This is a genomic window from Halorubellus sp. JP-L1 (assembly GCF_011440375.1).
Lineage (GTDB): Archaea > Halobacteriota > Halobacteria > Halobacteriales > Natrialbaceae > Halorubellus.
In genome coordinates this window covers 18,560-42,004 of record NZ_JAAOIR010000005.1, presented here as the reverse complement: position 1 = coordinate 42,004, position 23,445 = coordinate 18,560, and the positions used below count along the sequence as shown (strand labels likewise).

The window sequence follows — 23,445 nt, the reverse complement described above, 5'->3', positions numbered from 1 at the left end:
CCGCGCCAATGACGCGGTATGAGCTACGAAGGTCCGACGCAGCTGTACGTGGACGGCGAATGGACAGACGCCGAGAGCGGCGAGACCAGCGAGACGGTCGACCCGGCGACGGAGGAGGTGTACGCGACCGTCGCCTCGGCGGGCCCCGAGGACGTCGACGCGGCGGTCGCGGCGGCGGACGCGGCGGCGGCGCGCGACAGCGAGTGGCGGCGGATGGGGCCGGGCGAGCGCGGCCAGAAGCTCGACGCGTTCGCGGACGCCCTGGAGGAGATGAAGGACGAGATCGTGCTCGTCGAGAGTCACGACAACGGGAAGACGCCGTTCGAGGCCGGGATCGACGTGGGGATGGTCATCGACACGTTCCGGTACTACGCCGGCTGGACGGACAAGATCACGGGCAGTACGATCCCCGTGGACGGGCCGCGCCTGAACTACACGCGCCGAGAGCCGCTGGGCGTCACCGCGCACATCAGCCCGTGGAACTACCCGTTCCAGCTCGCCGGCCGCTCGCTCGCGCCCGCGCTTGCCGCGGGGAACACGGTCGTCCTGAAGCCCAGTAGCGTCACGCCGCTGTCTGCGCTCTACTACGCGAAGGCCGCCGAGCAGGCGGGCCTGCCGGACGGCGTCGTGAACGTGATTCCGGGCCCGGGCAGCTCGGCGGGCGGACACCTCGCGAGTCACGAGGACGTCGAGCACGTCGCGTTCACGGGGTCGACGGAGATCGGGAAGCACGTCATGGAGTCCGCGAGCGAGCACGTCACGGGCGTCACGCTCGAACTCGGCGGGAAGGGCCCGAACCTCGTGTTCCCGGACGCCGACCTGGAGGCGACCGCGAAGGGCGTCCGGAACGGGATCTTCATGAACTGCGGGCAGATGTGCTGGGCGGGCTCGCGCCTCGTCGTCCACGAGGACGTCCACGACGAGCTCGTCGACAGCCTCGTCGGGATGGTCGAGGACTACCCGCTCGGGTCCGGGATCGACGACGACGCCCGCATGGGCCCCGCGGTTTCGGCGGACCAGCAGGCGGAGGTGCTGGACTACATCGAGACCGGAAAGGAGGAGGGCGCGACCGTCGCCGTCGGCGGCGGCGCACCCGACGACAAGGACAGCGGGTACTTCGTCGAGCCGACGATCTTCACGGACGTCACGAACGACATGACGATCGCTCGCGAGGAGATCTTCGGGCCCGTCCTCTCCGTCATCGAGGTCGAAGACGAGGAGGAGGCCCTGGAGGTCGCGAACGACTCGCCGTACGGCCTGATGTCTGGCATCTGGACGAACGACATCAAGCGCGGGCACCGCCTCGCGGAGGGGCTCGAGTACGGGATGGTCTCGATCAACGAGTACCCGGTGACGTTCCCGCAGACGCCGTTCGGTGGCTACAAGCAGTCCGGAATGGGTCGCGAGCAGGGCGAGCAGGCGATCGAGGAGTACACGCAGGTCAAGAACGTCAACGTCAACCTCTACTGAGGTCGCGTCCGCGGCGTTCGCGCGCTTGAGTCACCCGCTTCCGCGTTTTTGTCTCGACGGCCGTCCTCGCGCTGGCAGGACTCGACTCCGAAATCGAGAGTGACGTTAGCACAGTATGCAAGCGTTGCCGTAACTGCTGGTTATAGATTCGTAGAGATATATTACTTCTAAACATGACAGAGGACGCTTCGGACGACGCCGAGTCGCCGCCCACACCGCGTCGCGGCGCGCGCTTCGGGACGCGCGCCGTCCACGCCGACGGCGCCGCCGACCCCGCCACCGGCGCGCGCGCACCCCCGCTCTACCAGACCACGTCCTACGCGTTCGAGGACGCCGGCCACGCCGCGGACCTGTACGCGCTCGAACGCGAGGGTCACATCTACTCGCGCATCTCCAACCCGACCGTCGAGCGCCTCGAGGACGCAGTCAGTTCGCTCCACGACGCGCCCGCCGCGGTCGCCACCGCGTCCGGGATGGCCGCGCTCGACGCCCTCACGCTCGTGCTCGCCGAGGCCGGCGACACCGTCGTCTGCTCGAACGACACGTACGGCGGCACCACCGCGTACCTCGCGCACACCGCCGCACGCCGCGGCATCGACGTCGAGTTCGTCGACACGCTCGACGTCGACGCCTACCGCGAGGCGATAGACGACGACACCGCGTACGTCCACGTCGAGACCGTCGGGAACCCCAGTCTCGTCACGCCCGACTTCGACGCGGTCGCGGACGTCGCGCACGAGCACGGCGTCCCGCTCGTCGCCGACAACACGTTCGCCACGCCCGCGCTCTGCCGGCCGGGCGAGCACGGGGTGGACGTCGTCTGGGAGTCGACGACGAAGTGGCTCCACGGCTCCGGCACGACCGTCGGCGGCGTCGTCGTCGACACCGGCAACTTCGACTGGCGCGCGCACGACTACCCCGAGGTCGCGGGCCCGAATCCCGCCTATCCCGATACGGACTTCGCCGAGCACGCGCCCGACGCGCCGCTCGCGGCCGCCGTCCGCTACCGGTCGCTGCGCTCGCTCGGCGACCAGCAGAGTCCCTTCGACGCCTGGCAGACCATCCAGGGCCTCCAGACGCTCGAACTCCGGATGGACCGGCACTGCGAGAACGCGCGCGTCGTCGCCGAGTACCTCGACGACCACGACGCCGTCGACTGGGTCACCCATCCCGGCCTCGACTCGCACCCGACGCACGACAACGCCTCGAAATACCTAGACGGCGGGTACAGCGGCATGATCGCGTTCGGCCTCCACGGGAGCGAGGGCGACGAGGGGCCCGACGGCTACGCCGCGGGCAAGCGCTTCTGCGAGCGCGTGGAACTCGCGTCGTTCCTCGCGAACATCGGGGACGCGAAGACGCTCGTCATTCATCCCGCGAGCACCACGCACGCCCAGCTCTCGCCCGACGAACAGGCCGACGCCGGCGTCACGCCCGACCTCGTCCGCCTCTCCGTCGGCATCGAGGACCCCGCGGACCTGCTCGCGGACCTCGACGCCGCCATCGAATCCGCGACCGGCGAGACCGCGACTGACGAGACCGAGGCCAGCGAGGCCGCCGCCGACGGACCGAGGGGTGACGGCGCGTGACGACCGAGACCGTCACCGTCGGCGCGTTCGAGTTCCAGTGCGGCGAGACCGTTCCCGAGCTCACGCTCGCGTACGAGACGTACGGCGAGTTCGACGGCGGGAACGCGGTCCTCGTCACGCACGCGCTCACGGGGAGCGCGCACGTCGCTCGCCGCACCGGCCGCGACGGCTGGCAACGCGGGGGGAACGACGAGGACGACTCCGGCGACGCCGAGAGCGAGCCGGGAGAGAGCGCGAGCGCGCCGAACACGGCGGGGCAGGCGCGAGCGTGGTGGGGGGACGTCGTCGGCCCCGGGAAGGCCATCGACACCAAGGAGTACTACGTCGTCTGCGTGAACGTCCCCGGGTCGTGCTACGGGAGCGACGGCCCCGCCACCCCGAAGCCGGACACAGCCAAGAGCGACGACGAGCGCGAAACTTCGCGCTGGGGGACGGAGTTCCCGCCGGTGACGGTCGCGGACTGGACGCGCAGCCAGCGCCTCGTGCTCGACGAACTCGGCGTCGGCCGCCTGCACGCCGTCGTCGGCGGGAGCGTCGGCGGGATGAACGCCCTCGACTGGGCGAAGCGCTACCCGGACGACGTCGACCGCGTCGGCGCCGTCGCCACCGCGCCACGCCTGGACGCGCAGGGACTCGCCATCGAGTCCATCGCGCGGCGCGCGATCACGACCGACCCGGCGTGGAACGGCGGCGACTACTACCACACCGACGAGTCGCCCGACGACGGTCTCGCGCTCGCGCGCCAGCTCGGGCACCTCCAGTACCTCTCGAAGGACTCCATGGACGACCGGTTCGGGCGACGGGCCGCCGGGCGGAACGACGCCCGCGACCGCTTCCCGAGCGACCCCGCCGGCGAGTTCTTCCCCTACCGCGAGGTCGAGTCGTACCTCGACTACAACGCGGACTCGTTCACGGCGCGCTTCGACGCGAACAGCTACCTCTACCTCACCAGGGCGATGGACGACTACGACCTCGCCGCCGGCTACGAGGACGACGCCGCCGCGCTCGCCGCGTTCCAGGGCGAGGTGCTCGCGATGTCGTTCTCCGCGGACTGGCACTTCACGGTCGAGCAAGCCGAGGAACTCGCCGAGAGCGCGCGCGCCGCCGACGTCCCGGTCGCACACCACGTCGTCCAGTCCGACCACGGCCACGACGCGTTCCTCGTCGAACCAGAGCACGTCGGCCCGCCACTGCGGGACTTCCTCGCCGACGGCGTCGAGGGGCGCGCCGTCACCGACACCGAGAACGGCGGGAACCGCGACGACGAGCACGCGCCCGTCCACACGAGCCTGTTCTCGTAGAGCACACGAGCCTGTTCTCGTAGAGCACACGAGCCTGTTCTCGTAGGCCGCCGCCAGCGTCGAACCGCGTTCCCGGCGGCGCTGCCAGGGCGGTCTGGCGATCACCGACGACTACGTTCGAGTATATACCAGTCGGTTCCGGTCAGAGCGGTCCGGACCGATGGGAAACGACAAGAGACGAATTGTGGGGTCTGAGTGCCTCGTACCCCTATTATAAACTGCTTTAGTCGATATGGCGGGAGTATTCGGTGATGGCCGACAAGACACAGCGGTTCGCTGACGTGGTATCGCGGCGGACGTTCATCGCGACCACCGGCGTCGCCGGGGCAACAGCAGTCGCCGGCTGCATGGGGGGCTCGGGCGGCGAGAGCACGGACGAGCCAGACGGCGCCGACGACGGCGAGTCGACGACGACGCAGGGGGGCAACGACGACGGTGAGTCGACGGAGTCGGGGGCGCTGACGTCCGGCGGGTCCTCGACGGTGTATCCGATCATGAACACGGCCGCGTCGTACTGGAACGCGAACCGGCCCGCGGACGACACCGAGTACTGGCCGCACGGCGAGTACGGCATCGACACGGACCAGAACCTCGCGGACTACTGGGGTGGCCTGTACGGGTTCGAGGCGAGCGAGGGCGGTGACCCGCCGTTCCAGTTCACGGTCGGGCTCTCGCACTCGGGGACGGGCGTCGAGAAGGTCATGAAGGGCCAGCACGACCTCGGGAATTCGTCGGGGCGCGTCGAGGACGAACTCCCCGACCGCGACTCCTACGACGACTTCGTCGACCACGTCGTGGGCGTGGACGGGCAGCCGCTCGTGGTCTCCGAGGAGATCGCGGAGGCCGGCGTCTCGAAGATCACCGGCGACGAACTGAAGGGCCTCTACAAGGGTCGGATCACCAACTGGAGCGAACTCGGCGGCCCGGACAAGGAGATCCAGGTGCTCGGGCGCGTGAAGGGCTCGGGGACCCGTACCTCGTTCGTCGCGAACGTCTTCGGGAACCCCGAGGAGGACACGCAGGTCGCGAACCGGTTCGGACAGAACCAGCGCCTCGCGCAGGCGATCGCGCAGGCCGACAACGCGATCAGCTATCTCGCGCTCGCGTTCATCGACACCGACGGTGTTGCCCCCATCGCGCTGGAGTGGGAGGGCACCACGTACGCGTACCAGGACGACCAGAACGGCCTGGATTCGACGGCGTACCCGCTCTCGCGAGACCTCCACGCGTACACGTGGCAGGGAACGAGCGAGAAGGAGGCCGCCGTCCTCCGGATGGTCCTCAGCGACTTCGGGCAGGACACGTTCGTGAAGCCGAACAACTACTTCGCGCTCGGCAAGCGTCGCCAGGAGGAGCAATTGGCGAAGCTCCCCGAACCGTCGAACTGACGCGGTCGCTGGTGCGACGGTCTCGTCGTCCCGCCGTCGCTGTTGCGGTCGCCGTCGCGACGGTCACGTCATCCCGCCGTCGCTGTTGCGGTCGCCGTCGCGACGGTCTCGTCGTCCCGCCGTCGTCGTCCGCGACGGTCCGGCCGCCCGCTGTCGCTTCGAGCTCCTCCTCGCGCCCTAGCTCTTTGTCGGTCGGCGTCGACGTCGATACCGTGACTTCGCTCCTCGTCCAGGGCGTCCTGTTCGTGGCGAGCGTCGTCGGACTCGGCGTCGGCGCTCGCCTCCTCGTCGACGCGGCGGTCGCGCTCGCGCGTCGCGTCGGCTTCTCGGACCTCGTCGTCGGCCTCACGGTCGTCGCGGCGGGGACGTCGACGCCCGAGCTCGTCGTCACCGCCGACGCCGCGATGGCAGGGCTCGGTGACGTCGCCGTCGGGAACGTCGCGGGGTCGAACGTCTACAACCTCGCGTTCATCCTCGGCGTCGTCGCCGCGATTCGCGTGATTCCGATCGAGCGGTCGCTCGTTCACCGCGACGGCGTCGTGCTCGTCGCGTCCACGTTCGTCTTCGCCGGCGTGCTCCTCGACGGGGCCGTCGCGCGACTCGAGGGCGGTCTGCTCGTCGTCGCGTACGTCGCCTACACCGCCTACCTCCTCTGGGATGCCAGGTCGGACGCGGCAGCGACGGATTCGGGAGGTGCGGCGACGGCCGGTTCGGGAGGTGGGGCGACGACCGGTTCGGTGGACGCGACCGGGGCAGCGGTCCCGCTCCGCGTCGCCGCACCGAGCGCGAGCGTCCGAAGCGTGGTGCTTCTCGTCGTCGGGCTCGCGGTCGTGCTCGCGAGCGGGCACGTCCTCGTCGAGTCGGCCACCGTCGTCGCGAGCGCCGCCGGGCTCTCGGACGCGCTGATCGGCGGGACCATCGTTGCGGCGGGGACGTCGACGCCCGAGTTCGCCGTGTCGCTCGTCGCGCTCTCCCGGGGGAGCGTCGGCGTCTCGGTCGGGAACGTCGTCGGGAGCAACGTCTTCAACGCGCTGGCCGTCCTCGGCGTCGGCGCGCTCGTCCGCCCGCTGGCGGTGTCGTCGGTCGTCCTGGAGACCGTCGCGTGGCTCGTCGTCGTCGTCCTCGTCGCCGTCGCGCTCATGTGGTCCGGGCGACGGCTCTCGCGACCCGAGGGCGTGCTGTTCGCGCTCTCGGAGGTCGGTCGGTGGACGGCGGGCATCCTCGGCATCGTCGGTTGAGGCGGCGAATCCCACGAGAAGCGGCAGACAACCGACCGCGCGACCTCCTTCTCTCGACGCTACGACGCACGCCCACCAAACAATAACACTGCTGGGCGTTCTGTTGTTTGCTCTTATTATCTCGGGCCCCACACGAACGGCAAGTTTATTATAATCTGGGGAAGAATTATTAATCACACATGGGCTTTACCAGGCGGCGTCTCCTGTCGGCGACGGTCGGAGCGGTCGGTACGAGTGCTTTCGCGGGGTGTCTCGGCGATACCGGGCTCGCCGGCGGCCAGGAGTCGGCCGGTTCGGTCGCTCGGTCGACGTTCTTCGTCTTCGACAGCGTCGCCGCGCAGGTCGCCGGCGACGCGGCGACCGCGGACCTCCTCGTGCCGATCGGACAGCACGGGCACGGGTGGGAGCCCGGTCCGCGCGTCCGCGAGGACGTCCACACCGCGGACCTCCTCGTCCACGGCATGGACGGCTTCCAGCCGTGGGCCGACGACATCCGGGCGGACCTCGACGCCGACGACTCGCGCGTCGTCGCGGTCGACGCGAGCGCGGGCCTCGACTTGCTCGAAGCCGGCGGGAACCACGACGATGAGGCCCATCACGACGAGGAGGACGACCACGAGGAGGACGACCACGAGGAGACGCACGAAGAAGGTGGTCACGAGGGAGGCGATGGACACGACCACGGCGGAGGGATGGACCCGCACTTCTGGATGGACGCGCTACGGGCCAGGGATGCGGTCGGGAACGTCCGACGCGGGCTGGTCGACGTCGACCCCGAGAACGCCGAGGCGTACGCCGAGAACGCCGACGCGTTCCGTGACCGACTGGAGGACCTCCACGAGCGAGTCGCGTCGACGGTGGCGGCGGCGTCGAACGAGACCGTCCTGGTCGCGGGCCACGACTCGTTCCAGTACTTCAGCGACCGCTACGGCGTCACGGTCGAGGCGCTCACGAACGTCTCGCCCGACGACCGCCCGACGACGCGCGACATCGAGCGCGCACAGGAGGTCATCGACGCGCACGATCTCCGGTACATCTGCGCGGACCCGCTGGAGTCCCAGCGCGCCGCCGACCAGCTCGTCGACGAGACCGACGTCGAGGCGGTGCTGCCCCTGACGGCGATGCCGGGGCTGACCGACGAGTGGGCGAACGAGGAGTGGGGGTACGTCGAGATCATGGAGCGCGTGAACCTGCCGACACTCGAGCAGGCACTGGACGCATAATGACAGCAATCGAGGCCCGCGACGTCTCGTTCGCGTACGGCGACCGGCCGGTCGTCGAGGACGTGTCGCTCGACGTCGCGAGCGGCGAGTTCCTCGGGCTCGTCGGCCCGAACGGCTCCGGGAAGTCCACGCTCCTCGAACTCCTGATCGGGCTCCGGCGTCCCGACTCGGGGTCGGTCGCGCTGTTCGGCGAGCCAGCCGTGGACTTCGAGGACGGGGAATACATCGGCTACGTGCCGCAGGACGTCGCGAGCGCGAACGGCGAGATGCCGGTCACCGTCGCGGAAGCGGTTCGCATGGGGCGATACCCCCACAAGTGGTTCCGGCGGTTCGACGACGAGGACCGCCGAGCCGTCGACGACGCGATGGCTCGCGTCGGCATCACGGACCTCGCCGAGCGCCGCGTCGGCCGGCTCTCCGGCGGCCAGCGCCAGCGCGTGTTCATCGCTCGCGCGCTCGCGTCGAACGCCGAGTTGCTCGCGCTCGACGAGCCGACGGTCGGCGTCGACGCCGACTCGCGGGAGGCGTTCTACGACCTCCTCCACGAGCTGAACGACGACGGACTCACCGTCGTCCTCATCGAGCACGACATCGGCGTCGTCACGACGCACGCGTCGGCAGTCGCGTGCCTGAACCGGGAGCTGTTCTTCCACGGCGACCCCGACGCGTTCGTCGAGACGGACGCGTTGAGCCAAGCGTACGGCGACGCCCAGCACGTTGTCCACCACGATCACTGATGTCGACGCAAGCAGCTCTCGCGTCGACCGCAGCGCTGGCCGCTGGCGTGCTCGACGCGATCGACGCGCTGTCGCGAGTCGTCGTCGACGACCTCTGGGGTGGCCTCCTGGACGTCCTCGCCGGCTCGACCGGACTCGACGTCCTCGCGTTCCCGTTCATGCAGCGAGCGTACTTCGCGGCGGTGTGCGTGGCGCTGATCGGGCCGCTCGTCGGGAGCTTCCTCGTCCACCGCGAGATGGCGATGATCGGCGACACGCTCGCGCACTCGGCGTTCGCCGGCGTCGCCGCCGGCCTGTTCGCGAACGCGGTGTTCGCCGTCGCCGTTCCGCCGCTGCTGACCGCGCTGGTCGTCGCGGCCGTCGCCGCACTCCTCGTGCAGTCGCTCGTCGACTACGCGGGCGCGTACCGCGACACGTCGCTCGCGATCGTCCTGACCGGGTCGTTCGCGGCCGGGAGCGTGCTCGTGACGGCGACCGACGGCGGCATCGCCGTCGGGATCGACGCGTACCTCTTCGGGTCGCTCGCGACCGTCACGCGGACGAACACCACCATCCTGCTGGTGCTGAGCGCGGTCGTCGTCGGCGTCGTCGCCGTCGCGTACCGGCCGTTGCTCTACGTCACGTTCGACGAGATCGGTGCTCGAGCCGCCGGGCTCGACGTCGGCCACTACAACCGCCTGCTGGCGGTCCTGACGGCGATCGTGGTCGTCGGCGCGATGCAGATCATGGGCGTCATCCTCGTCGCGGCGATGCTCGTGATCCCGGTCGCCACGACGACCGCCGCGAGCGGGTTCGCGCGCTCGGTCGTCGCGGCGATCGGCGTCGCGCAGGCCACGACGATCGCGGGCGTCACCGTCTCGTACCGCTTCGACGTCGCCGCCGGCGGGACCATCGTCCTCGTCGGGATCGGTGGGTTCGTCGCCGCGAAGCTCGCTGGCCGCGTCCGGCGACGATACGTCGCGGAGAGGCCCACCCGTGCGAGTCCGAACGCTGCGAGCGGGCGGGAGTCGGCCGCGAGCGGAGCGGACGAGTCCGAGTGAGCGATACATCGCGACCGCTTTACGGCGTCCGCGTCGGGACCCACCGTGCTCTTGGGGCTGCTCTCCGTACGGTCGTGCATGCCCGACAGCGACCTCGTCGTCGCGTTCCAGCGCGTGGCCGACGGCGACCCCGACGCACCGCCGATCGTGGACCTCCTCGCGGACCTGCAGGCGGCGACCGAGCGCGGCGTCGCCGCGGTGGAGGCCGTCCACGACCACGCGGCGGACGACGCGGCGACGCTCGACCCCGAGGCTGACGCGGCGGCGTACGCGGACGTCGTCGAGACCGTCGAGGACGTCGGGTACCTCGTCGACCGCGTGAACGAGCAGGTGGCGCTCGTCGGCGACCTCGTCGCCGCGCGCACCACTGCGGCCAGCGAACCCGGGAGTGGACAGGGGTCGCTCGACGACGTCGAGGTCGCCGAGCGCGTGGTCGCGTTCGTCGAGGAATCCGACGGGATGCTCCTGCCGAGCGAGCGCGCGGAGCGGTACCGGGATGCGGTCGTCGAGAACTGACGCGGCGTCGTCCCCCGTGACGCGATCGTCGAGGACCGACCCGGCTAACGCATCGGATAGTTTACCAAAACCGCGTTCCGGGAACGCTTTTCTCGAATCCGGTCGACCGTTCGCGTATGCTCTACGTCGGGAGCGACGACGGCGCGTACCGCCTCGCTGGCGTCCGTGACGCGAACGGAGACGATACAGCGACGACCGAGCAGGTGCTCGAGTCCGGCGCGGTGATGCGACTCCGCCGACTCGACGACGTCGGTTCCGGTGGGTTGTTCGCCGCGACCGCGACGGGCCTCTACCACTCGCCGACGGGCGAGGAGTGGGTCGACCTCGGGGCTCCAGGCGAGGCGGCGTACGCGGTCGGTGCGAGCAGCGACGGCGAGACGCTGTACGCCGGCACCCGGCCGGCCGCGATGTACGCCGCGACCGTCCCCGACGACGTCGGGACGGACGGCATCGGCCTTGCGGCGAGCGCGCTCGAGTGGCGCGAGTGCGAGGGCTTCCAGGACCTGCCGTCGCGCGAGCACTGGCGCCTCCCCCGCCACGAGGACCTCGCGCACGTCCGCGACGCGAAGGGCCTGCCGGGGCGACCCGAGGGCGTCGTCGCGGCTGTCGAGGTCGGCGGCGTCCACGCGAGCGAGGACCGCGGCGAGACGTGGAGCGAGCGCCGTGGTCCCATCACCGACCCGCGGCCCGAGGTCGCCGGCGACGGCGACGACGTCGACTGGAGCGCACGTCCTACCGATAGCAACGAGATCGACTGGAGCAGGCGCCCTGGAGACGTCCACGACGACGTCCACGAGCTCGCCGTCGTCGACGCGGAGACGTGGATCGCGGCGACCGGGTTCGGGCTGTTCCGGACGACCGACGCCGGCCGGTCGTGGACGCGACTGGACGACGGCGTCGACCAGCGGTACTTCCGCACGGTCTTCCACCACGACGGCACGACGTACGCCGCCGGCGCGCTCTCGAGTTCGGGAAACTGGGACGCTCCCGACGAGGACCCCGGGTTCTTCGCGTACCGCCCCGGCGACAGCCTCGAACCCATCGCGTACCCGACGCCGACCGAGGTCGTCACCGGCCTCGGCGCGGTCCCGACCAACGGGGTCGACGGCGCCGAGAGCGAGCGCACGCTCGTCGCGGGAACGCACCGCGGGTCGCTGCTCCGCGCTGACCCGGCCGACGACGCTACCGACGCCCCCGACGACGACGGCACCGCTGACGACGGCGGCGGCGACGGTGCCTGGCGCGAAGTCGGCTCGTTCCCGGTCGGCGAAACCACCGGGACGTACACGCCGCTCGCGTGGCTCGACGGACGAGTACCGTAACGAAAGAACTGCGGTCGCGACCGCCTAGAGGATGCCTTCGGCTTCGAGGACGTCGACGAGCTCGGGCATCGTCGACACGGTGACGTCGCACGCCGGTTCGACCGCGGGCTTGGGCTCGAACCCGATCGCGAGCCCGGCGACCTCGAGCATCGGGAGGTCGTTCGCGCCGTCGCCGACCGCGACCGTGTCCGTCATCGCGACGCCGTGCTCGTCCGCGTACTCGCGGAGTGCGTCGTCCTTCGTGCCCTCCACGAGCGCGCCCTCGACTCCGCCCGTGAGTGCGCCGTCCTCGACGGGCAGCCGGTTGGCGACGATGGCGTCGACCGCGACGCCCTCGCGGTCGAGCGCGGCGGCGACGCCCTTCTCGAACCCGCCGGTGAAGATGGCGGTCGTCACGCCCGCGTCGTTCAACGCTTCGATGACGTCGGCGGCGCCCTCGCGGAGTCGAACGTTCGCCCACGCGCGTCCGGCCGCGTCCTCGCTCAGGCCGTCGAGGAGCGCGGCGCGCTGCCGCAGGCTCTCCGCGTACCCGATCTCGTCGTTCATCGCGCGCTGCGTGATGGCCGCCATCTCGTCGGCCACCCCGCACTCGTCGCCGAGCAGTACCGTCATCTCGGAGTCCGAGAGCGTCCCGTCGAAGTCGAACGCGACCAGCGTCATACCCACGACTGAGCGAGCGCCCGCCTTGTAGCCTCCGGGTCCCGGTCGAACTCGCCACCCTCGCGGTCGCTTCGACCGTCGATGGCCGCGCCGCGACCGGGGTGTCGACCGGCGAACTCGCACACACCATTAAGCCGCCGTGGTCCGAACCGGCGGGCATGGACGAAGCGGACGAGGCCATCGAGGCCGTCGAGGACACGAACCTGCGCGGGCTCGTCGAGGAACTGCACGAGAACGCCGACGCCTCGCTCCGGCTGGCGTTCCGGTACGAGGGCGAGGAGTACGACCTCGTGCACGTCAGCGACGAGGTCGACGCCCAGTACACAGACGGGGAACTCGAAGAGCGCGTGAAGACGCTCCTCATGAAGGCGCTCGGGGACCCACCCCAGGAGCAAGCGCTCTACGACTTCGGCGAACTGAACTCGACGGTCCGGTTCTTCGACGAGGTCATCGTCGCCGTGTTCCCCGACGAGGAGTGGAGTGGCGTCGTCGTCGTCTTCGACCGCGAGGAGTCGCCGCTCGTCGACACCACGCTCGACTACCTCAACGTCGACGACTGATCTGACTCGACTGTTCCTGCCAGCCGCCGGCTGCGACCAGCGGACGCTCTCGAACGCGACCGGCGTTCTCAGTCGTCTGGAACCGGCCCGCTATTCTTGTGACTCGATACCATATTTTTCCGGTATGGAGCAGAACGTCGGTCGAACGGACGGTATCGGTCGCGTCGTCCTCGGAGGCATCCTCGGCGTCGTCTCGCTCGCCATCCTCGCCGACGCCGTCGGCGGCGCACCGGTGGTGCTCTCGCCCGTCCTCGGTGCGCTCTCGCTGATACTCCTCGTCACGGGCGCGACGAACACCTGTGGCGTGTACTCGCTGCTCGGCATCGACACCAGCCAGTAGCGGGACGCGGTCGCGTCGACGGTGTCGAGTCCTCCACTGACCGGGACGCGGCCGCGACGGCGCGTCAGAACTCGGTCCAGGCTCGCGGTCCGGCGTCGCTCGGGAGGCCCCGGACGCGGTACTCTCGTGCCCCCGTCGCCTCGACTTCCCGGACCTCGACGACGCCGTCGAACGGCTGCTTGATGATGCCAAGCGAGTCCTGCGGGACGGGCGTGTCGAGCACGAACCCGCCGAGGAACCCCGAACTCTCCACGCGCCCCGTGAGGACGTGCAGGAACTGGTAGACGCGGCGGACGTCCGCGTACATCAGCAGCGTCGAGAGCGTGTGCATGCCGACGCTCGTGCTCGACAGCGACTCGTCCTGGTGGAACCGCCGCATGAAGTCCGTCAGGCCGATCCCGATCCCGGTGAGGTCGCCCGCGCTCGACACCAGCCGGCGGGTCGCGGACTCGTCGCCGCCGAACCCGCGCTGGCGGGTGACGCAGTCGACGACCGCGAGCGTGTCGACGTCGGGGTGGACGTCGCGGTACTCGCGCTCGACGGTTTCCGCGGCCTTCCGCGTCGTCACGAACGCCGTCGCGCGGTCGTCGCCGCGGTCGGCCGCCAGGACCTCGTACAGCAACTCGCGCTTGCCCGTCATCGGGGGGCCGACGATGAGGACGTTCGACCCGTCCCGGACCGTGCTCGTGTCGAGGTCCGGGGCCAGATCCGTCATTGCCCGCCGGTTGGAGCGCGCACGTCAAGAAACCGCTGGTCGGAATGACTGCTGCTCACGAGGTGGTGGGTCGGGAGAGCGCGGTCACGCCCGGTCGCGCCACGGGCCGGCGTCGGTCGTCCTCGCGATTCGTGCGACGAACGCGCCGACGAGCTGGACCGTCGGCGAAAGGGCGACGAGCGCGAGCAGCACGACGTCGCGGACGAGGGCGCGTCGGGCGTCGCGGTCCTCGTCGCTCGCGAGCGTCTCGACGGCGCTCCGGTCGGTCTCCACTGGCGTCCCCGTCGGCGATTCGCGCGTCGCGTCGTCGTCTGGCATCGTTCGGCAATTCTCGCCGCCCTCCCCGGTAAAGGAAGCGTTATGGGCGGCGGGATGATGGATTCGCGTATGAAGGTCCTGGTGACGGACCCCATCGCCGACGCGGGTATCGAGCGCCTGAGAGACGCCGGTCACGAGGTCGAGACGGCGTACGACGTCGAGGGCGACGCGCTCCTCGACGCGGTCTCGGACGCGAACGGACTGGTCGTGCGTTCCGGGACCGAGGTGACGGAGGCCGTCTTCGAGGCGGCGCCGGAGCTCGTCATCGTCGGTCGCGCCGGAATCGGCGTGGACAACATCGACATCGACGCGGCGACCGAGCACGGCGTCGTCGTCGCGAACGCGCCCGAGGGGAACGTTCGCGCTGCGAGCGAGCACACGGTCGCGATGGCGTTCGCGACCGCGCGCTCCATCCCGCAAGCCCATACGCGCCTCCGGGGCGGCGAGTGGGCGAAGGGCGAGTTCCTCGGCACCGAAGTGAACGGGAAGACCCTCGGCGTCGTCGGCCTCGGTCGCGTCGGCCAGGAGGTCGCGAAGAAGTGCCACGCGCTCGGGATGGACCTCGTCGCGTTCGACCCCTACATCAGCGAGGAGCGCGCCGAACAGCTCGGCGCGGAACTCGTCGACCTCGACGCGTGCCTGGACCGCGCGGACTTCCTCACCGTGCACGTCCCGTTGACGGACGAGACCGAGAACATGATTGGGGAGGAAGAGCTCGCGCAACTCGAGGGCGGGTACGTCGTGAACTGCGCGCGCGGCGGCGTCGTCGACGAGGGCGCGCTCGCCGCGGCCGTCGAGGACGGCGTGCTCGCGGGCGCGGCGGTGGACGTGTTCGCCGAGGAGCCCGTGAGTCCCGACAACCCCCTCTTGGACGTCGAGGACGTCGTCGTGACGCCCCACCTCGGTGCGAGCACCGAAGCGGCCCAGGAGAACGTCGCGGTGTCGACCGCCGACCAGATCGTCGCTGCGTTCGCGGGCGAACCCGTGATGAACGCGCTGAACGCGCCGTCGATGGACGAGGCGGCGTTCCCGCGCGTCGAGCCGTACGTCGACCTCGCGGAGACCTCGGGGAAGGTCGCCGCGCAGCTGTTCGGGAAGCGCGTCGAGTCCGTCGAGGTCTCCTACGAGGGCGACATCGCGGAGGAGGACGTCGAGCTCGTCACCGCGAGCGCGCTCAAGGGCGTGTTCGAGCCCCTGGAGTGGCAGGTGAACGCGGTGAACGCGCCGCGGATCGCGGAGGAGCGCGGCGTCGAAGTCACGGAGTCGAAGTCACGGAGTAGCGACGACTTCCAGAGCCTCGTCACCGTCACCGTCAGCGACGGCGAGGCGGAGGTCTCGGTCTGTGGGACGCTGTTCGCGGGCGACGACCCCCGTATCGTTCGCGTCGACGGCTACCGCGTGGATGCCATTCCCCACGGCCGGATGGTCATCGCGCGGAACGCGGACGAGCCCGGCGTCATCGGCCTCATCGGGTCCGTGATGGGCGAGTACGACGTGAACATCGCGGGGATGTTCAACGCCCGCGAGACCATCGGCGGGGAAGCGCTCACGGTGTACAACGTCGACGGCGACGTCCCGGACGCCGCCATCGAGGCGCTGCTCGCGGACGACCGCATCATCGAGGTCCGCGAGATCGTCCTGAACGGCGGCACGTAGTGACGCCGTCGGCGCCTCGTTGCCGTAGCCGTGCCGGTACTCGGCGGACCGGCGTTAGCGGAACTGATCGATCGCGAGCCAGGTGCCCGAGAGCACGATGCACGCCGTGAGGGTGATAACGGCGAACGCGTAGTACGGATTGGAGAGGCCGACGCCACCCCCTGGGTTCGTCACGGTCGGGATGCTGATCAGTGCGAGCGTGACGAGTGCGGATGCGAACGCGATGAGCATCGAACGGGAGCCCATGGCGGATATGGTTTCGAACATGAGGGTCCGGGGCCGTCAGTTTTCGGGAGTAGGTGCGTATCCGGGCACTATTGGGCTTCGATCTCGAGGACGTCGAGGTCGGCGAGGTTCGGTCCGTGGAAGTAGAACTTGACGCCACGGCCTTCGTTGTTCATGGACATCCCGTCGAACTCGGCTGTCGAACCGGACCGACCAGGGACTCTCGAACGTGACTCCCGGACGTCCACTTTCCGGTCGGCGAGGGCGATCTCGAGGCCTGCACGGACGGCGTCGTTGACGAGCACGCGAGCACCGGAACAGCGGAGGAGAACGTCGCGGTGTCGACCGCCGACCAGGTCGTCGTGGCCTCCTCAGAAGAAGCGGCTGGCGCGTTGAGCGAGCGTTTCGAGCCAGGATTCGTTCGCGCGCAACTCGCGGATCTCCGCGTTGCGCTCGGCGAGGATGGTCTCGTAGCGGTCGCGGACGGCGTCGAGTTCGCGCTCGCGAGCGTCGCGGTCGGATCGCAGGTGGTCGACGCGCGCGGCGAGCACGCTCGCTGGCGGCAGCTCGGCCGTCTCGCGGTCCGCGAGGGGCTCGCTGTTCGGTGCGGGGGCGACTTCGCGCGTGCCGTCGCCAGCGTCGTCGGCGCGGCCGCGCGCGTCGCCGCCCGCTTCGCCGTCCGGGACGGTCCATTCGACGGTGATGGCGGAGTCGGTCGACATGGACCAGAACTCTGTGTGGGAATGACTATCAAACCCCGTCAGTCCCGCGGAATGCGAGCGTCAGACGCGGAATGCGAGCGTCGGACGGACCCGACGACTTCGCCGAGCCCGGCGAACCGCAACAACCGGAAACCCCGGCGAACCGACCGACTCGCACCGTCAAACTGATGCGTCGCCTCGCGGACCGTTCCCTGTGCAACGACGAGCGTTCGCCCTTCTGGCGTCGGCCGCACTCGGAGCGACGACCGGCTGTCTGGCCGCGCTGGACGGGAGCGCGGAGACCGCGACTGCCGGACGCCCGAACTGCGAGACGCGCTCGCGGGACGCGACGATCGACGAACTCACGAAGGCCGACGAGGACGACCGGTTCACTCTCGCTGGCGAGATCGTGGAGACGAACGACGACGGCCGGTGGGTGCTCGTCCACGACGGAACCGGCGTGGCGAAGGTCTCCGCCGAATCCAGCCCAGCGGGCGATGCACTCGTCGACCATCCCCAGGACGACTGCATCCAGTTCAGCGGTCGCGTCGGGAACGTCCCCGACCACGACGACGGACGCCTCGTCCAGATCTCGATGTACCTCGGCGAACTCGTCACCCCCGAAGCCGCCGCCACCCCCACCGACCAGGAGGACTGATCCGGCGCTCCTCTCCGTTCTCCCGCTGCCCCGACGGCAGCGACCTGACGGGCGGACGCCCCGAGAGCTCGACCCGAGGGTCGCCGTGTACTTGCCCAGTCGGTTCGGGAAACGGCGACCACGGGGTCGCCGTCTGCTCGATCAGTCCGTCAGGTGCTCGCGGACGCCCTCGGTCGTCCCCGGCACCGGCTCGGGGTCGGCGCCGGCGGCGGCCGCCGCGTCGGGGTCCTTCAGGAGGTGTCCGGTCGTCAGGAGCGCGACGCGCTCGTCGTCCTCGATGGTCCCCTCCTCGCGGAGCTTGCGCGCACCGGCGAGGCTCGCGGCGCTCGCGGGCTCGACGCCGACGCCCTCGCCCGCGAGGTCGCGCTGCGCTCGCGTGATCTCCTCGTCCGACACGGCGACCGCGGTCCCACCGGTCTCGCGGATGCCCGGGAGCGCCTTCGGCGCGTTCACGGGGTTCCCGATGCGGATCGCGGTCGCGCGCGTCTCCACGTCGTCCCACCGCCGGACCGCGTCGTTGCCCTCGCGAACGGCCTCGACCATCGGCGCCGCCCCCTCCGCTTGGACGCCCGTGAGCGTCGGGACGTCGTCGCGGTCGAGCGCGCCCGACTGTACGAGCTCGCGGAAGCACTTGTACAGCGCCGCCGTGTTCCCCGCGTTCCCCACCGGGAGCACGATGCGGTCCGGGAAGGTCCCGTAATCGTCCCTGAATCCTTCGAGTATCTCGAGGCCGATCGTCTTCTGGCCCTCGAGCCGGAAGGGATTCAGCGAGTTCAGGAGGTACGCGTCGCCGGATTCGGCGAGGTCCTGGACGATGTCGAGGCAGCGGTCGAAGTTCCCGTCGACCTCGAGGATGCGCGCGCCGTGCAGGCTCGCCTGCGCAACCTTCCCCGCCGCGACCTTCCCCGCCGGCAGCAAGACCAGGGTCTCCATGTTCGCGCGAGCGCCGTACGCCGACAGCGCAGCGCTCGTGTTCCCGGTGCTCGCGCACGCGAGCCGGTCGACGCCGAGTTCCTGGGCGACGCGGACGCCGACGGTCATCCCGCGGTCCTTGAACGCTCCAGTGGGGTTCATGCCCTCGTGCTTCACGCGTAACGCTTCCACGCCCAGTTCGTCCTCGAGGTCCGGCACCCGATGCAGGGGCGTATCCCCCTCCGGGAGCGTCACGCCCACCTCGAACGGGAGTGCGTCCGAATACCGCCAGACGCCGCGGCCCTCGAAGTCGTCGAACGTCGGCAAGCTATCATATCTCGCTTCGAGCAACGCGCCGCAGTCGCACGTGTACCGCACGTCTTCGAACGGCGCGTACGCGTCGCCGCACTCGATGCACGCGAGCCACACGCCGTCGTCGTTCGCGACCGACGGCGCCGCCGGCGCCGGCGCGTCCAGTGAGAGCGAATCCATTACCGGGGCGAAAGCCCCGCGCACGCAAAAGTCCGCGGGGTCCACCCAGACGTTGCCGGCCCGACCCTGGCGCCGAAATCGCGTATCGTGACGATCTGCACAAGACACTTGACGTCCTTGCCCGGACGTGCGACCGTGACCTCGCCCTCCACGTCCACCGCGGACAGCGACAGCGACGCCAGCGGGCGCTCCCGACGTGCGGTCCTCGCGACCGCTGGCACCGCCATCGCTGGCGCACTCGCCGGTTGCAGCGCGCTCGGTGGCGGCACCACGCCGTCGTCGTTCGCCGACGGCGACTGGCACTCGTTCGGGAACGCACCCGGGAATCAGAACCACGTCGCCGGTGGCGCCCCGGAGCCGACCGACCACGCGGTCCTCGCGTCCGCGAACTTCCCGTACGCACCGCCGGTCGTCCACGACGACGTGGTGTACTTCGCGACTGAACGCACCGTTCACGCGGTCGCTGTCGACGGCACCGACGCGTGGGCCACGCCGGTCGCTGCGGGCACCGACGAACGCCGCTGGGTCTCGGGCACGCCCGCAATCGACCCCGACCACGGCCGGCTCTACGTCCCGACAAGGGTCGTCCCGCGGAGCGACGGCCCGGACCCGGCGCCCGCGTACGTGACCGCGTTCGCGCTCGACGACGGCGACCCCACGTGGACGACTCGCGTCGGCGACGGCCGAACGTACGGCGTCACCGTCGACGTCCGCGACGTCTACGTCCGAAGCGCGACCGCGTGCGTCCGGCTCGGCCCCGATGGCAGCGAGCATTGGCGGACGCCCATGGAACCGCTCGAATACGACGAGTACAGGCTCGGTGACGACTTCGCGACGCAGGTCGCGCCCGCCGTCGAGAACACGGGCGTGTACGTCCCCGACCGGAACGCCCTCGTCAAACTCGAACCGGGAACCGGCGACGAACGCTGGCGCGTCGACGCGAAGACGCCGCACGCCGCCCCAGTCCTCGACGACGGCGGCGTCGTCCAGACCGGCTGGCAGGGCGTCGTCGCCACCGACCGCTACGGCGACGTCCGCTGGCGACGCGACCTCCGATCGCTCGCCGCCGCCGCGGTCGACGACACTGACGTCTACGTCGCCGGGAGCGACCTCCACGAGATCGATGGGGCGACCGGCGAGACGAACTGGCAGACGCGCCTCTCCAGCGGCGAACTCGCGACCGCCGCACCGGTCGTCACCGACGAGTCAGTCGTCGTCGACGACGACCACCCGGTCGCGTACCGCCGCAACGCCGACGGCCTGCTCGCCCCCGACCGCGAACGCTGGTCGTACACACAACCACACACCTCCACGTACGCATCGCCCGTCATCGCAGCCGGCAAACTGTTCGCCGTCGGCCCCGCAGGACTGCACGCCTTCGAACACGCCACCGACACCTAGCCACGACACACCCCAACGCTCGGGGAAGCAGAGGGAGACCACCAGAAACGGCCGCATGGGGACGGCTGTATGCCCCTCCAGTCCGTTCAGTCCCCGTCGAATTCGTCGATGACGTCGTGAACGGTGTCGGTCCACTCGTCGAGTGCGTCGTGCAGCAAGTCCTTGGCGTCGGGGAGATCAGTGGCGGTGTACTGGTAGACGTAGCCGCCGGCGTCGAGCAAGCGTCGATTCCTGTCCGCGAGGCCGCTGTCGAGGAGGGTCGAGAGCGACCGGTTGACGTTCGAGCGGTCGCGGTCCATCTCCGACGCCAGCTCCTCGACGGTACTCCCGGGGGTCTCGAGGAGTGCGACGTACGTGCGGACCTCGTGGTCCTGGATGCCGAACACGCAACTGAGGACGCTCTCGAACGTCGGGTCGGGTTGCTCGAGGAGGTCCCCGAGGTCCGGACGCTGGTCGGTCATACCCCCTCTTCCGGCGTCGTCGGTGAAAAACGTACCTCCGGCGTGCGGCGTCGTCCGGCGACAGTGCGCGAGCTCGAGCGACGACCGTCAGTCCTCGACGGGTTCGGCGTCCTCGCGCGCGTACCCCTGGTTGCGGATGCACTCGCGCATCTCGGCTTCGCTCGCGTGCTTGTGGAGCGTCGTCGGGGTGTCGCAGTAGAACGTCGAGCCGTCGCGCCGGAGCGTCACCTCGTGCTCGCTCCCGAGGAGTTCGGTGACGATGACGACGCGTCGGCCGTCGGCGAGCGCCGCGAGTATCTCGTCGACGTCCAGCTCGCCGGCGTCAGCGCGGAGGGGGTCCATGCCGTACCCTGGGGCGGTGAGTGCCATCGTTGTTTCGACCGGTGCTGGCGTCCTCGTGATACCCGTCTGGCTGGACGCGGTCGGGTTCGCGAACGCGCCGGCGCTCCCGAACGTCAGCGTGCAGAGCCTCGTCGGGCACGTCGTCTACGGCGTGATCCTCGGCGCGGTCTACGCCGCACTCGACTGAGATCGCCGGAGGTCGAAGGGTCGAGCGTCGGCCCCTTACTGGCTTGGCGCGCCGGCTTTTCGCGTCCGCCTCGAACCGTCGCGTATGTCCGAGACGGCAACGCAGACAGAGACCGGTACCGACGCGAGACTGGCCGAGTGGCAGGCCGGCGTCATCGGCGGCGTCCTCGGTGGCGTCGTCATGGCCGTCCTCTACTCGGCGTTCCAGCCGTCGTTCCTCACCGACGCCGTCCCCGGCATCTACGGCCTCGACGGCGCCGGCGGCATCGTCGGATGGACGTTGCACGTCTCGCACGCGGCGGTCCTCGGCGTCGTCTTCGCGTTCGCGTTCGACGCCGTCGAGGGCGCCGAGTGGCGACTCCCGAACACGACGGCCGTCAGCGTCGTGCTCGCACTCACCGTGTGGGCGTTCGCCGCGCTCCTCGTCGACCAGGTCGGGATCTGGAACACCGGCGTCGCGCCGGCGCCCGCGTCGTTCGACGTGACGCTACTCGGGTTCGTCACGCACCTCGCGTACGGTCTCGTCGTCGGCGTCACCGCCGCACTCCTCCGCTGAGGTCGCGACGGCGGCCGCGCCGCGCGGCGGCGCTGGTGGTTGCGTCGCTCGTCGCTACGGCGAGACGTCGTCGACGCGCACCCACTCGCCGCGGTCGTCGCTCGCCGCGACGGCGTCGAGCACGCGCTGGACGTCGAACGCGGAGTCGAACGTCGCGACGTTCGAGTCGACCGCGGTCGCGGCGCCGGCCTCGCTCGCGGGGACTTGCGCGAGGAACTCGGCGTTCTCGTGGACGAACGTGTGCTCCCACCCGAGGACGTGCCCGGGCGGCCACCAGTGCTCGACGTACGGGTCGCTCTCGTCGGTGACGAGCACCGTCTCGAACCCCCGCGAGTCCCCCGCGTGCACCTCGAGTTCGTTGAGTCGCTCGAGCGAGAACCGGACGCTGCCGTCGGTGCCGTGGACCGCGATGCTGTGGTCGTTCGTGTGCCCGGTCGCCATCCGGGACGCCTCGAACGTCCCCATCGCGCCGCTCTCGTACTCGACCTGCGCCGAGTACGCGTCGTCGACCGTCACGGGCTTCGTCTCCGCGTCGCTATCGCCCCCGTCGTCGTCGCCGTTCCCGCGGCCGTCGCCGCCGTCGTCCTCGACGGGACGCTCGTCGACGAACGTCCGCAGGTGGCCGCTGACGCGTTCGGGCGCGCCGACGCGGTCGCCGACGAGGAAGGAAGCGAGGTCGACGGTGTGCGCGCCGAGGTCACCGAGCGCGCCGCTGCCGGCGAGTTCGGCGTCGTTCCGCCACGACCAGGGCTCGTCGGGGTCGACGAGCCAGTCCTGGAGGTACGACCCGCGGACCTGCCGTATCTCGCCGAGGTCGCCGCTCGCGATCAGGTTCCGCGCGTACTGGATGGCGGGCACGAACCGGTAGTTGAACGCACAGCCCGCGACGGCGTCGCTCTCGCGAGCGGCGTCGCGCATCCGCTCGGCGCCGGCGAGCGTCGGTGCGAGCGGCTTCTCGCAGAGCACGTGCGTGCCCGCTTCGAGCGCCGCGACGGTCGGCTCGACGTGCAGGAAGTTCGGGGCGAGGTTGTAGAGGACGTCGACGTCGTCGACGACGTCGCGCCAGTCGGTCGCGTACCGCTCGAACCCGAGGCGGTCGGTCCACTCGTCGAGCGCGTCCTCGTCGGTGCCGACGAGGACGTCGCGCTCGACCGCCGGGGCGTCCGGGAAGAACATCGGGAGTCGAGCGAGCGCGTTCGCGTGCGCCTTGCCCATGAAGCGATACCCGAGGAAGCCGACGGAGAGCGCGTCGCTCGTCGTCATACTATACTGTCCCGGGGACGAACCCATAGACCTTCGCCCGGCGCGCGGCGCCGCGAGTGGTCCGACCCCGGCCACCTCGTCTGGGGCGTCCTCCTGGGTGCCGGCACGGCGATCGCGCTCTCGAACTGAAGGCGGCGGCACGGCGATCGCGCTCTCGCGGTGAGAAACGACGCCG

At 70.3% G+C, this 23,445-nt stretch carries 25 protein-coding genes and 1 pseudogene; 17 read left to right on the top strand and 9 right to left on the bottom strand.

Annotated elements, in window-relative coordinates:
* Positions 1-18 precede the first annotated feature (18 nt).
* The 10 genes from G9C85_RS17230 (at position 19) to G9C85_RS17185 (ending at position 11,824) form a co-directional block, all read left to right on the top strand.
* Positions 19-1,470, top strand: a complete 1,452-nt coding sequence (locus tag G9C85_RS17230; protein WP_166042273.1) for an aldehyde dehydrogenase — start codon at positions 19-21, stop codon at positions 1,468-1,470.
* Positions 1,471-1,643: 173 nt separating this feature from the next.
* A complete protein-coding gene (locus G9C85_RS17225; protein ID WP_166042271.1) occupies positions 1,644-3,059 on the top strand; it encodes an O-acetylhomoserine aminocarboxypropyltransferase/cysteine synthase family protein in 1,416 nt (471 codons plus the stop codon).
* A complete protein-coding gene (gene metX / locus G9C85_RS17220; protein ID WP_166042269.1) occupies positions 3,056-4,360 on the top strand; it encodes a homoserine O-acetyltransferase in 1,305 nt (434 codons plus the stop codon). Before G9C85_RS17225 ends, metX begins: the two co-directional genes overlap by 4 nt.
* Before the next feature lie 251 nt (positions 4,361-4,611).
* A complete protein-coding gene (locus tag G9C85_RS17215; RefSeq protein ID WP_166042268.1) occupies positions 4,612-5,748 on the top strand; it encodes a substrate-binding domain-containing protein in 1,137 nt (378 codons plus the stop codon).
* Positions 5,749-5,960: 212 nt separating this feature from the next.
* Positions 5,961-6,986, top strand: a complete 1,026-nt coding sequence (locus tag G9C85_RS17210; protein ID WP_166042266.1) for a calcium/sodium antiporter — start codon at positions 5,961-5,963, stop codon at positions 6,984-6,986.
* A 179-nt stretch (positions 6,987-7,165) separates the two neighbouring features.
* Positions 7,166-8,209 (top strand): metal ABC transporter substrate-binding protein, encoded by a 1,044-nt coding sequence (locus G9C85_RS17205; protein WP_166042264.1) that lies wholly within the window; start codon positions 7,166-7,168, stop codon positions 8,207-8,209.
* A complete protein-coding gene (locus G9C85_RS17200) occupies positions 8,209-8,946 on the top strand; it encodes a metal ABC transporter ATP-binding protein (protein ID WP_166042263.1) in 738 nt (245 codons plus the stop codon). The genes G9C85_RS17205 and G9C85_RS17200 overlap by 1 nt, the downstream gene beginning before the upstream one ends.
* On the top strand, positions 8,946-9,986 hold the full coding sequence (locus G9C85_RS17195; protein WP_166042261.1) for a metal ABC transporter permease: 1,041 nt from the start codon (positions 8,946-8,948) through the stop codon (positions 9,984-9,986). Before G9C85_RS17200 ends, G9C85_RS17195 begins: the two co-directional genes overlap by 1 nt.
* Positions 9,987-10,064: 78 nt before the next feature.
* Positions 10,065-10,502 (top strand): hypothetical protein, encoded by a 438-nt coding sequence (locus G9C85_RS17190; RefSeq protein ID WP_166042259.1) that lies wholly within the window; start codon positions 10,065-10,067, stop codon positions 10,500-10,502.
* 116 nt (positions 10,503-10,618) lie between these two features.
* Positions 10,619-11,824 carry a glycosyl hydrolase gene (locus G9C85_RS17185; RefSeq protein WP_166042257.1) on the top strand — a complete coding sequence of 402 codons (1,206 nt, stop codon included), beginning with the start codon at positions 10,619-10,621 and terminating at the stop codon, positions 11,822-11,824.
* 24 nt (positions 11,825-11,848) lie between these two features.
* Here G9C85_RS17185 and serB read toward each other — a convergent pair whose 3' ends face one another.
* On the bottom strand, positions 11,849-12,484 hold the full coding sequence (serB, locus tag G9C85_RS17180; protein ID WP_166042256.1) for a phosphoserine phosphatase SerB: 636 nt from the start codon (positions 12,482-12,484) through the stop codon (positions 11,849-11,851).
* Positions 12,485-12,642: 158 nt separating this feature from the next.
* Here serB and G9C85_RS17175 point away from each other — a divergent pair, with 158 nt between their 5' ends.
* Positions 12,643-13,044: a hypothetical protein gene (locus G9C85_RS17175; protein ID WP_166042254.1), complete on the top strand. Its 402-nt coding sequence runs from the start codon at positions 12,643-12,645 to the stop codon at positions 13,042-13,044.
* 124 nt (positions 13,045-13,168) lie between these two features.
* A complete protein-coding gene (locus tag G9C85_RS17170; RefSeq protein ID WP_166042252.1) occupies positions 13,169-13,384 on the top strand; it encodes a DUF2892 domain-containing protein in 216 nt (71 codons plus the stop codon).
* Positions 13,385-13,448: 64 nt separating this feature from the next.
* On the opposite strand, the gene G9C85_RS17165 is transcribed toward G9C85_RS17170, so the two are convergent.
* Together G9C85_RS17165 and G9C85_RS17160 are read right to left on the bottom strand one after the other, a co-directional pair.
* Positions 13,449-14,099, bottom strand: coding sequence for a hypothetical protein (locus G9C85_RS17165; RefSeq protein WP_166042250.1), 651 nt, complete (start codon positions 14,097-14,099; stop codon positions 13,449-13,451).
* 84 nt (positions 14,100-14,183) lie between these two features.
* Complete coding sequence (locus tag G9C85_RS17160) at positions 14,184-14,417, bottom strand: hypothetical protein (RefSeq protein ID WP_166042249.1); 234 nt, start codon at positions 14,415-14,417, stop codon at positions 14,184-14,186.
* Positions 14,418-14,486: 69 nt separating this feature from the next.
* Between G9C85_RS17160 and serA the strand changes: the two genes are divergently transcribed.
* Positions 14,487-16,073, top strand: a complete 1,587-nt coding sequence (serA, locus tag G9C85_RS17155; protein WP_166042247.1) for a phosphoglycerate dehydrogenase — start codon at positions 14,487-14,489, stop codon at positions 16,071-16,073.
* A 54-nt stretch (positions 16,074-16,127) separates the two neighbouring features.
* On the opposite strand, the gene G9C85_RS17150 is transcribed toward serA, so the two are convergent.
* Together G9C85_RS17150 and G9C85_RS17145 are read right to left on the bottom strand one after the other, a co-directional pair.
* Positions 16,128-16,304, bottom strand: coding sequence for a hypothetical protein (locus G9C85_RS17150; protein WP_205254400.1), 177 nt, complete (start codon positions 16,302-16,304; stop codon positions 16,128-16,130).
* Between the two features lie 365 nt (positions 16,305-16,669).
* Positions 16,670-17,020, bottom strand: coding sequence for a hypothetical protein (locus tag G9C85_RS17145; RefSeq protein WP_166042243.1), 351 nt, complete (start codon positions 17,018-17,020; stop codon positions 16,670-16,672).
* Between the two features lie 193 nt (positions 17,021-17,213).
* On the opposite strand from G9C85_RS17145, the gene G9C85_RS17140 reads away from it, so the two are divergent.
* Complete coding sequence (locus G9C85_RS17140) at positions 17,214-17,657, top strand: hypothetical protein (RefSeq protein WP_166042241.1); 444 nt, start codon at positions 17,214-17,216, stop codon at positions 17,655-17,657.
* A gap of 141 nt (positions 17,658-17,798) precedes the next feature.
* Here the strand turns inward: G9C85_RS17140 and thrC are convergent, their stop codons facing one another.
* Positions 17,799-19,061 (bottom strand): threonine synthase, encoded by a 1,263-nt coding sequence (thrC, locus tag G9C85_RS17135; protein ID WP_166042239.1) that lies wholly within the window; start codon positions 19,059-19,061, stop codon positions 17,799-17,801.
* Between the two features lie 135 nt (positions 19,062-19,196).
* On the opposite strand from thrC, the gene G9C85_RS19145 reads away from it, so the two are divergent.
* Positions 19,197-20,462, top strand: a complete 1,266-nt coding sequence (locus G9C85_RS19145) for a PQQ-binding-like beta-propeller repeat protein (RefSeq protein WP_166042237.1) — start codon at positions 19,197-19,199, stop codon at positions 20,460-20,462.
* 86 nt (positions 20,463-20,548) lie between these two features.
* Here the strand turns inward: G9C85_RS19145 and G9C85_RS17125 are convergent, their stop codons facing one another.
* Positions 20,549-20,923 (bottom strand): helix-turn-helix domain-containing protein, encoded by a 375-nt coding sequence (locus tag G9C85_RS17125; protein ID WP_166042235.1) that lies wholly within the window; start codon positions 20,921-20,923, stop codon positions 20,549-20,551.
* Positions 20,924-21,010: 87 nt separating this feature from the next.
* Positions 21,011-21,265, bottom strand: a complete 255-nt coding sequence (locus G9C85_RS17120; RefSeq protein WP_166042233.1) for a hypothetical protein — start codon at positions 21,263-21,265, stop codon at positions 21,011-21,013.
* A 58-nt stretch (positions 21,266-21,323) separates the two neighbouring features.
* On the opposite strand from G9C85_RS17120, the pseudogene G9C85_RS17115 reads away from it, so the two are divergent.
* Both G9C85_RS17115 and G9C85_RS17110 read left to right on the top strand, forming a co-directional pair.
* A pseudogene (locus tag G9C85_RS17115) lies at positions 21,324-21,452 on the top strand (histidine kinase); the annotation flags it as partial.
* An 84-nt stretch (positions 21,453-21,536) separates the two neighbouring features.
* Complete coding sequence (locus G9C85_RS17110; RefSeq protein WP_166042231.1) at positions 21,537-22,007, top strand: histidine kinase; 471 nt, start codon at positions 21,537-21,539, stop codon at positions 22,005-22,007.
* A 54-nt stretch (positions 22,008-22,061) separates the two neighbouring features.
* Here the strand turns inward: G9C85_RS17110 and G9C85_RS17105 are convergent, their stop codons facing one another.
* Positions 22,062-23,270, bottom strand: coding sequence for a Gfo/Idh/MocA family protein (locus G9C85_RS17105; RefSeq protein ID WP_166042229.1), 1,209 nt, complete (start codon positions 23,268-23,270; stop codon positions 22,062-22,064).
* Positions 23,271-23,445: the final 175 nt, after the last annotated feature.

What these genes read in the sequence shown, in the direction of transcription:
- G9C85_RS17230 (WP_166042273.1), top strand. Translation starts at nt 19, where the DNA reads ATGAGCTACGAAGGTCCGACGCAGCTGTACGTGGACGGCGAATGGACA.
- G9C85_RS17225 (WP_166042271.1), top strand. Translation starts at nt 1,644, where the DNA reads ATGACAGAGGACGCTTCGGACGACGCCGAGTCGCCGCCCACACCGCGT.
- G9C85_RS17215 (WP_166042268.1), top strand. Translation starts at nt 4,612, where the DNA reads ATGGCCGACAAGACACAGCGGTTCGCTGACGTGGTATCGCGGCGGACG.
- G9C85_RS17205 (WP_166042264.1), top strand. Translation starts at nt 7,166, where the DNA reads ATGGGCTTTACCAGGCGGCGTCTCCTGTCGGCGACGGTCGGAGCGGTC.
- G9C85_RS17200 (WP_166042263.1), top strand. Translation starts at nt 8,209, where the DNA reads ATGACAGCAATCGAGGCCCGCGACGTCTCGTTCGCGTACGGCGACCGG.
- G9C85_RS17195 (WP_166042261.1), top strand. Translation starts at nt 8,946, where the DNA reads ATGTCGACGCAAGCAGCTCTCGCGTCGACCGCAGCGCTGGCCGCTGGC.
- G9C85_RS17190 (WP_166042259.1), top strand. Translation starts at nt 10,065, where the DNA reads ATGCCCGACAGCGACCTCGTCGTCGCGTTCCAGCGCGTGGCCGACGGC.
- G9C85_RS17185 (WP_166042257.1), top strand. Translation starts at nt 10,619, where the DNA reads ATGCTCTACGTCGGGAGCGACGACGGCGCGTACCGCCTCGCTGGCGTC.
- serB (WP_166042256.1), bottom strand. Translation starts at nt 12,484, where the DNA reads ATGACGCTGGTCGCGTTCGACTTCGACGGGACGCTCTCGGACTCCGAG.
- G9C85_RS17175 (WP_166042254.1), top strand. Translation starts at nt 12,643, where the DNA reads ATGGACGAAGCGGACGAGGCCATCGAGGCCGTCGAGGACACGAACCTG.
- G9C85_RS17170 (WP_166042252.1), top strand. Translation starts at nt 13,169, where the DNA reads ATGGAGCAGAACGTCGGTCGAACGGACGGTATCGGTCGCGTCGTCCTC.
- G9C85_RS17165 (WP_166042250.1), bottom strand. Translation starts at nt 14,099, where the DNA reads ATGACGGATCTGGCCCCGGACCTCGACACGAGCACGGTCCGGGACGGG.
- G9C85_RS17160 (WP_166042249.1), bottom strand. Translation starts at nt 14,417, where the DNA reads ATGCCAGACGACGACGCGACGCGCGAATCGCCGACGGGGACGCCAGTG.
- serA (WP_166042247.1), top strand. Translation starts at nt 14,487, where the DNA reads ATGAAGGTCCTGGTGACGGACCCCATCGCCGACGCGGGTATCGAGCGC.
- G9C85_RS17150 (WP_205254400.1), bottom strand. Translation starts at nt 16,304, where the DNA reads ATGCTCATCGCGTTCGCATCCGCACTCGTCACGCTCGCACTGATCAGC.
- G9C85_RS17145 (WP_166042243.1), bottom strand. Translation starts at nt 17,020, where the DNA reads ATGTCGACCGACTCCGCCATCACCGTCGAATGGACCGTCCCGGACGGC.
- thrC (WP_166042239.1), bottom strand. Translation starts at nt 19,061, where the DNA reads ATGGATTCGCTCTCACTGGACGCGCCGGCGCCGGCGGCGCCGTCGGTC.
- G9C85_RS17125 (WP_166042235.1), bottom strand. Translation starts at nt 20,923, where the DNA reads ATGACCGACCAGCGTCCGGACCTCGGGGACCTCCTCGAGCAACCCGAC.
- G9C85_RS17120 (WP_166042233.1), bottom strand. Translation starts at nt 21,265, where the DNA reads ATGGACCCCCTCCGCGCTGACGCCGGCGAGCTGGACGTCGACGAGATA.
- G9C85_RS17110 (WP_166042231.1), top strand. Translation starts at nt 21,537, where the DNA reads ATGTCCGAGACGGCAACGCAGACAGAGACCGGTACCGACGCGAGACTG.
- G9C85_RS17105 (WP_166042229.1), bottom strand. Translation starts at nt 23,270, where the DNA reads ATGACGACGAGCGACGCGCTCTCCGTCGGCTTCCTCGGGTATCGCTTC.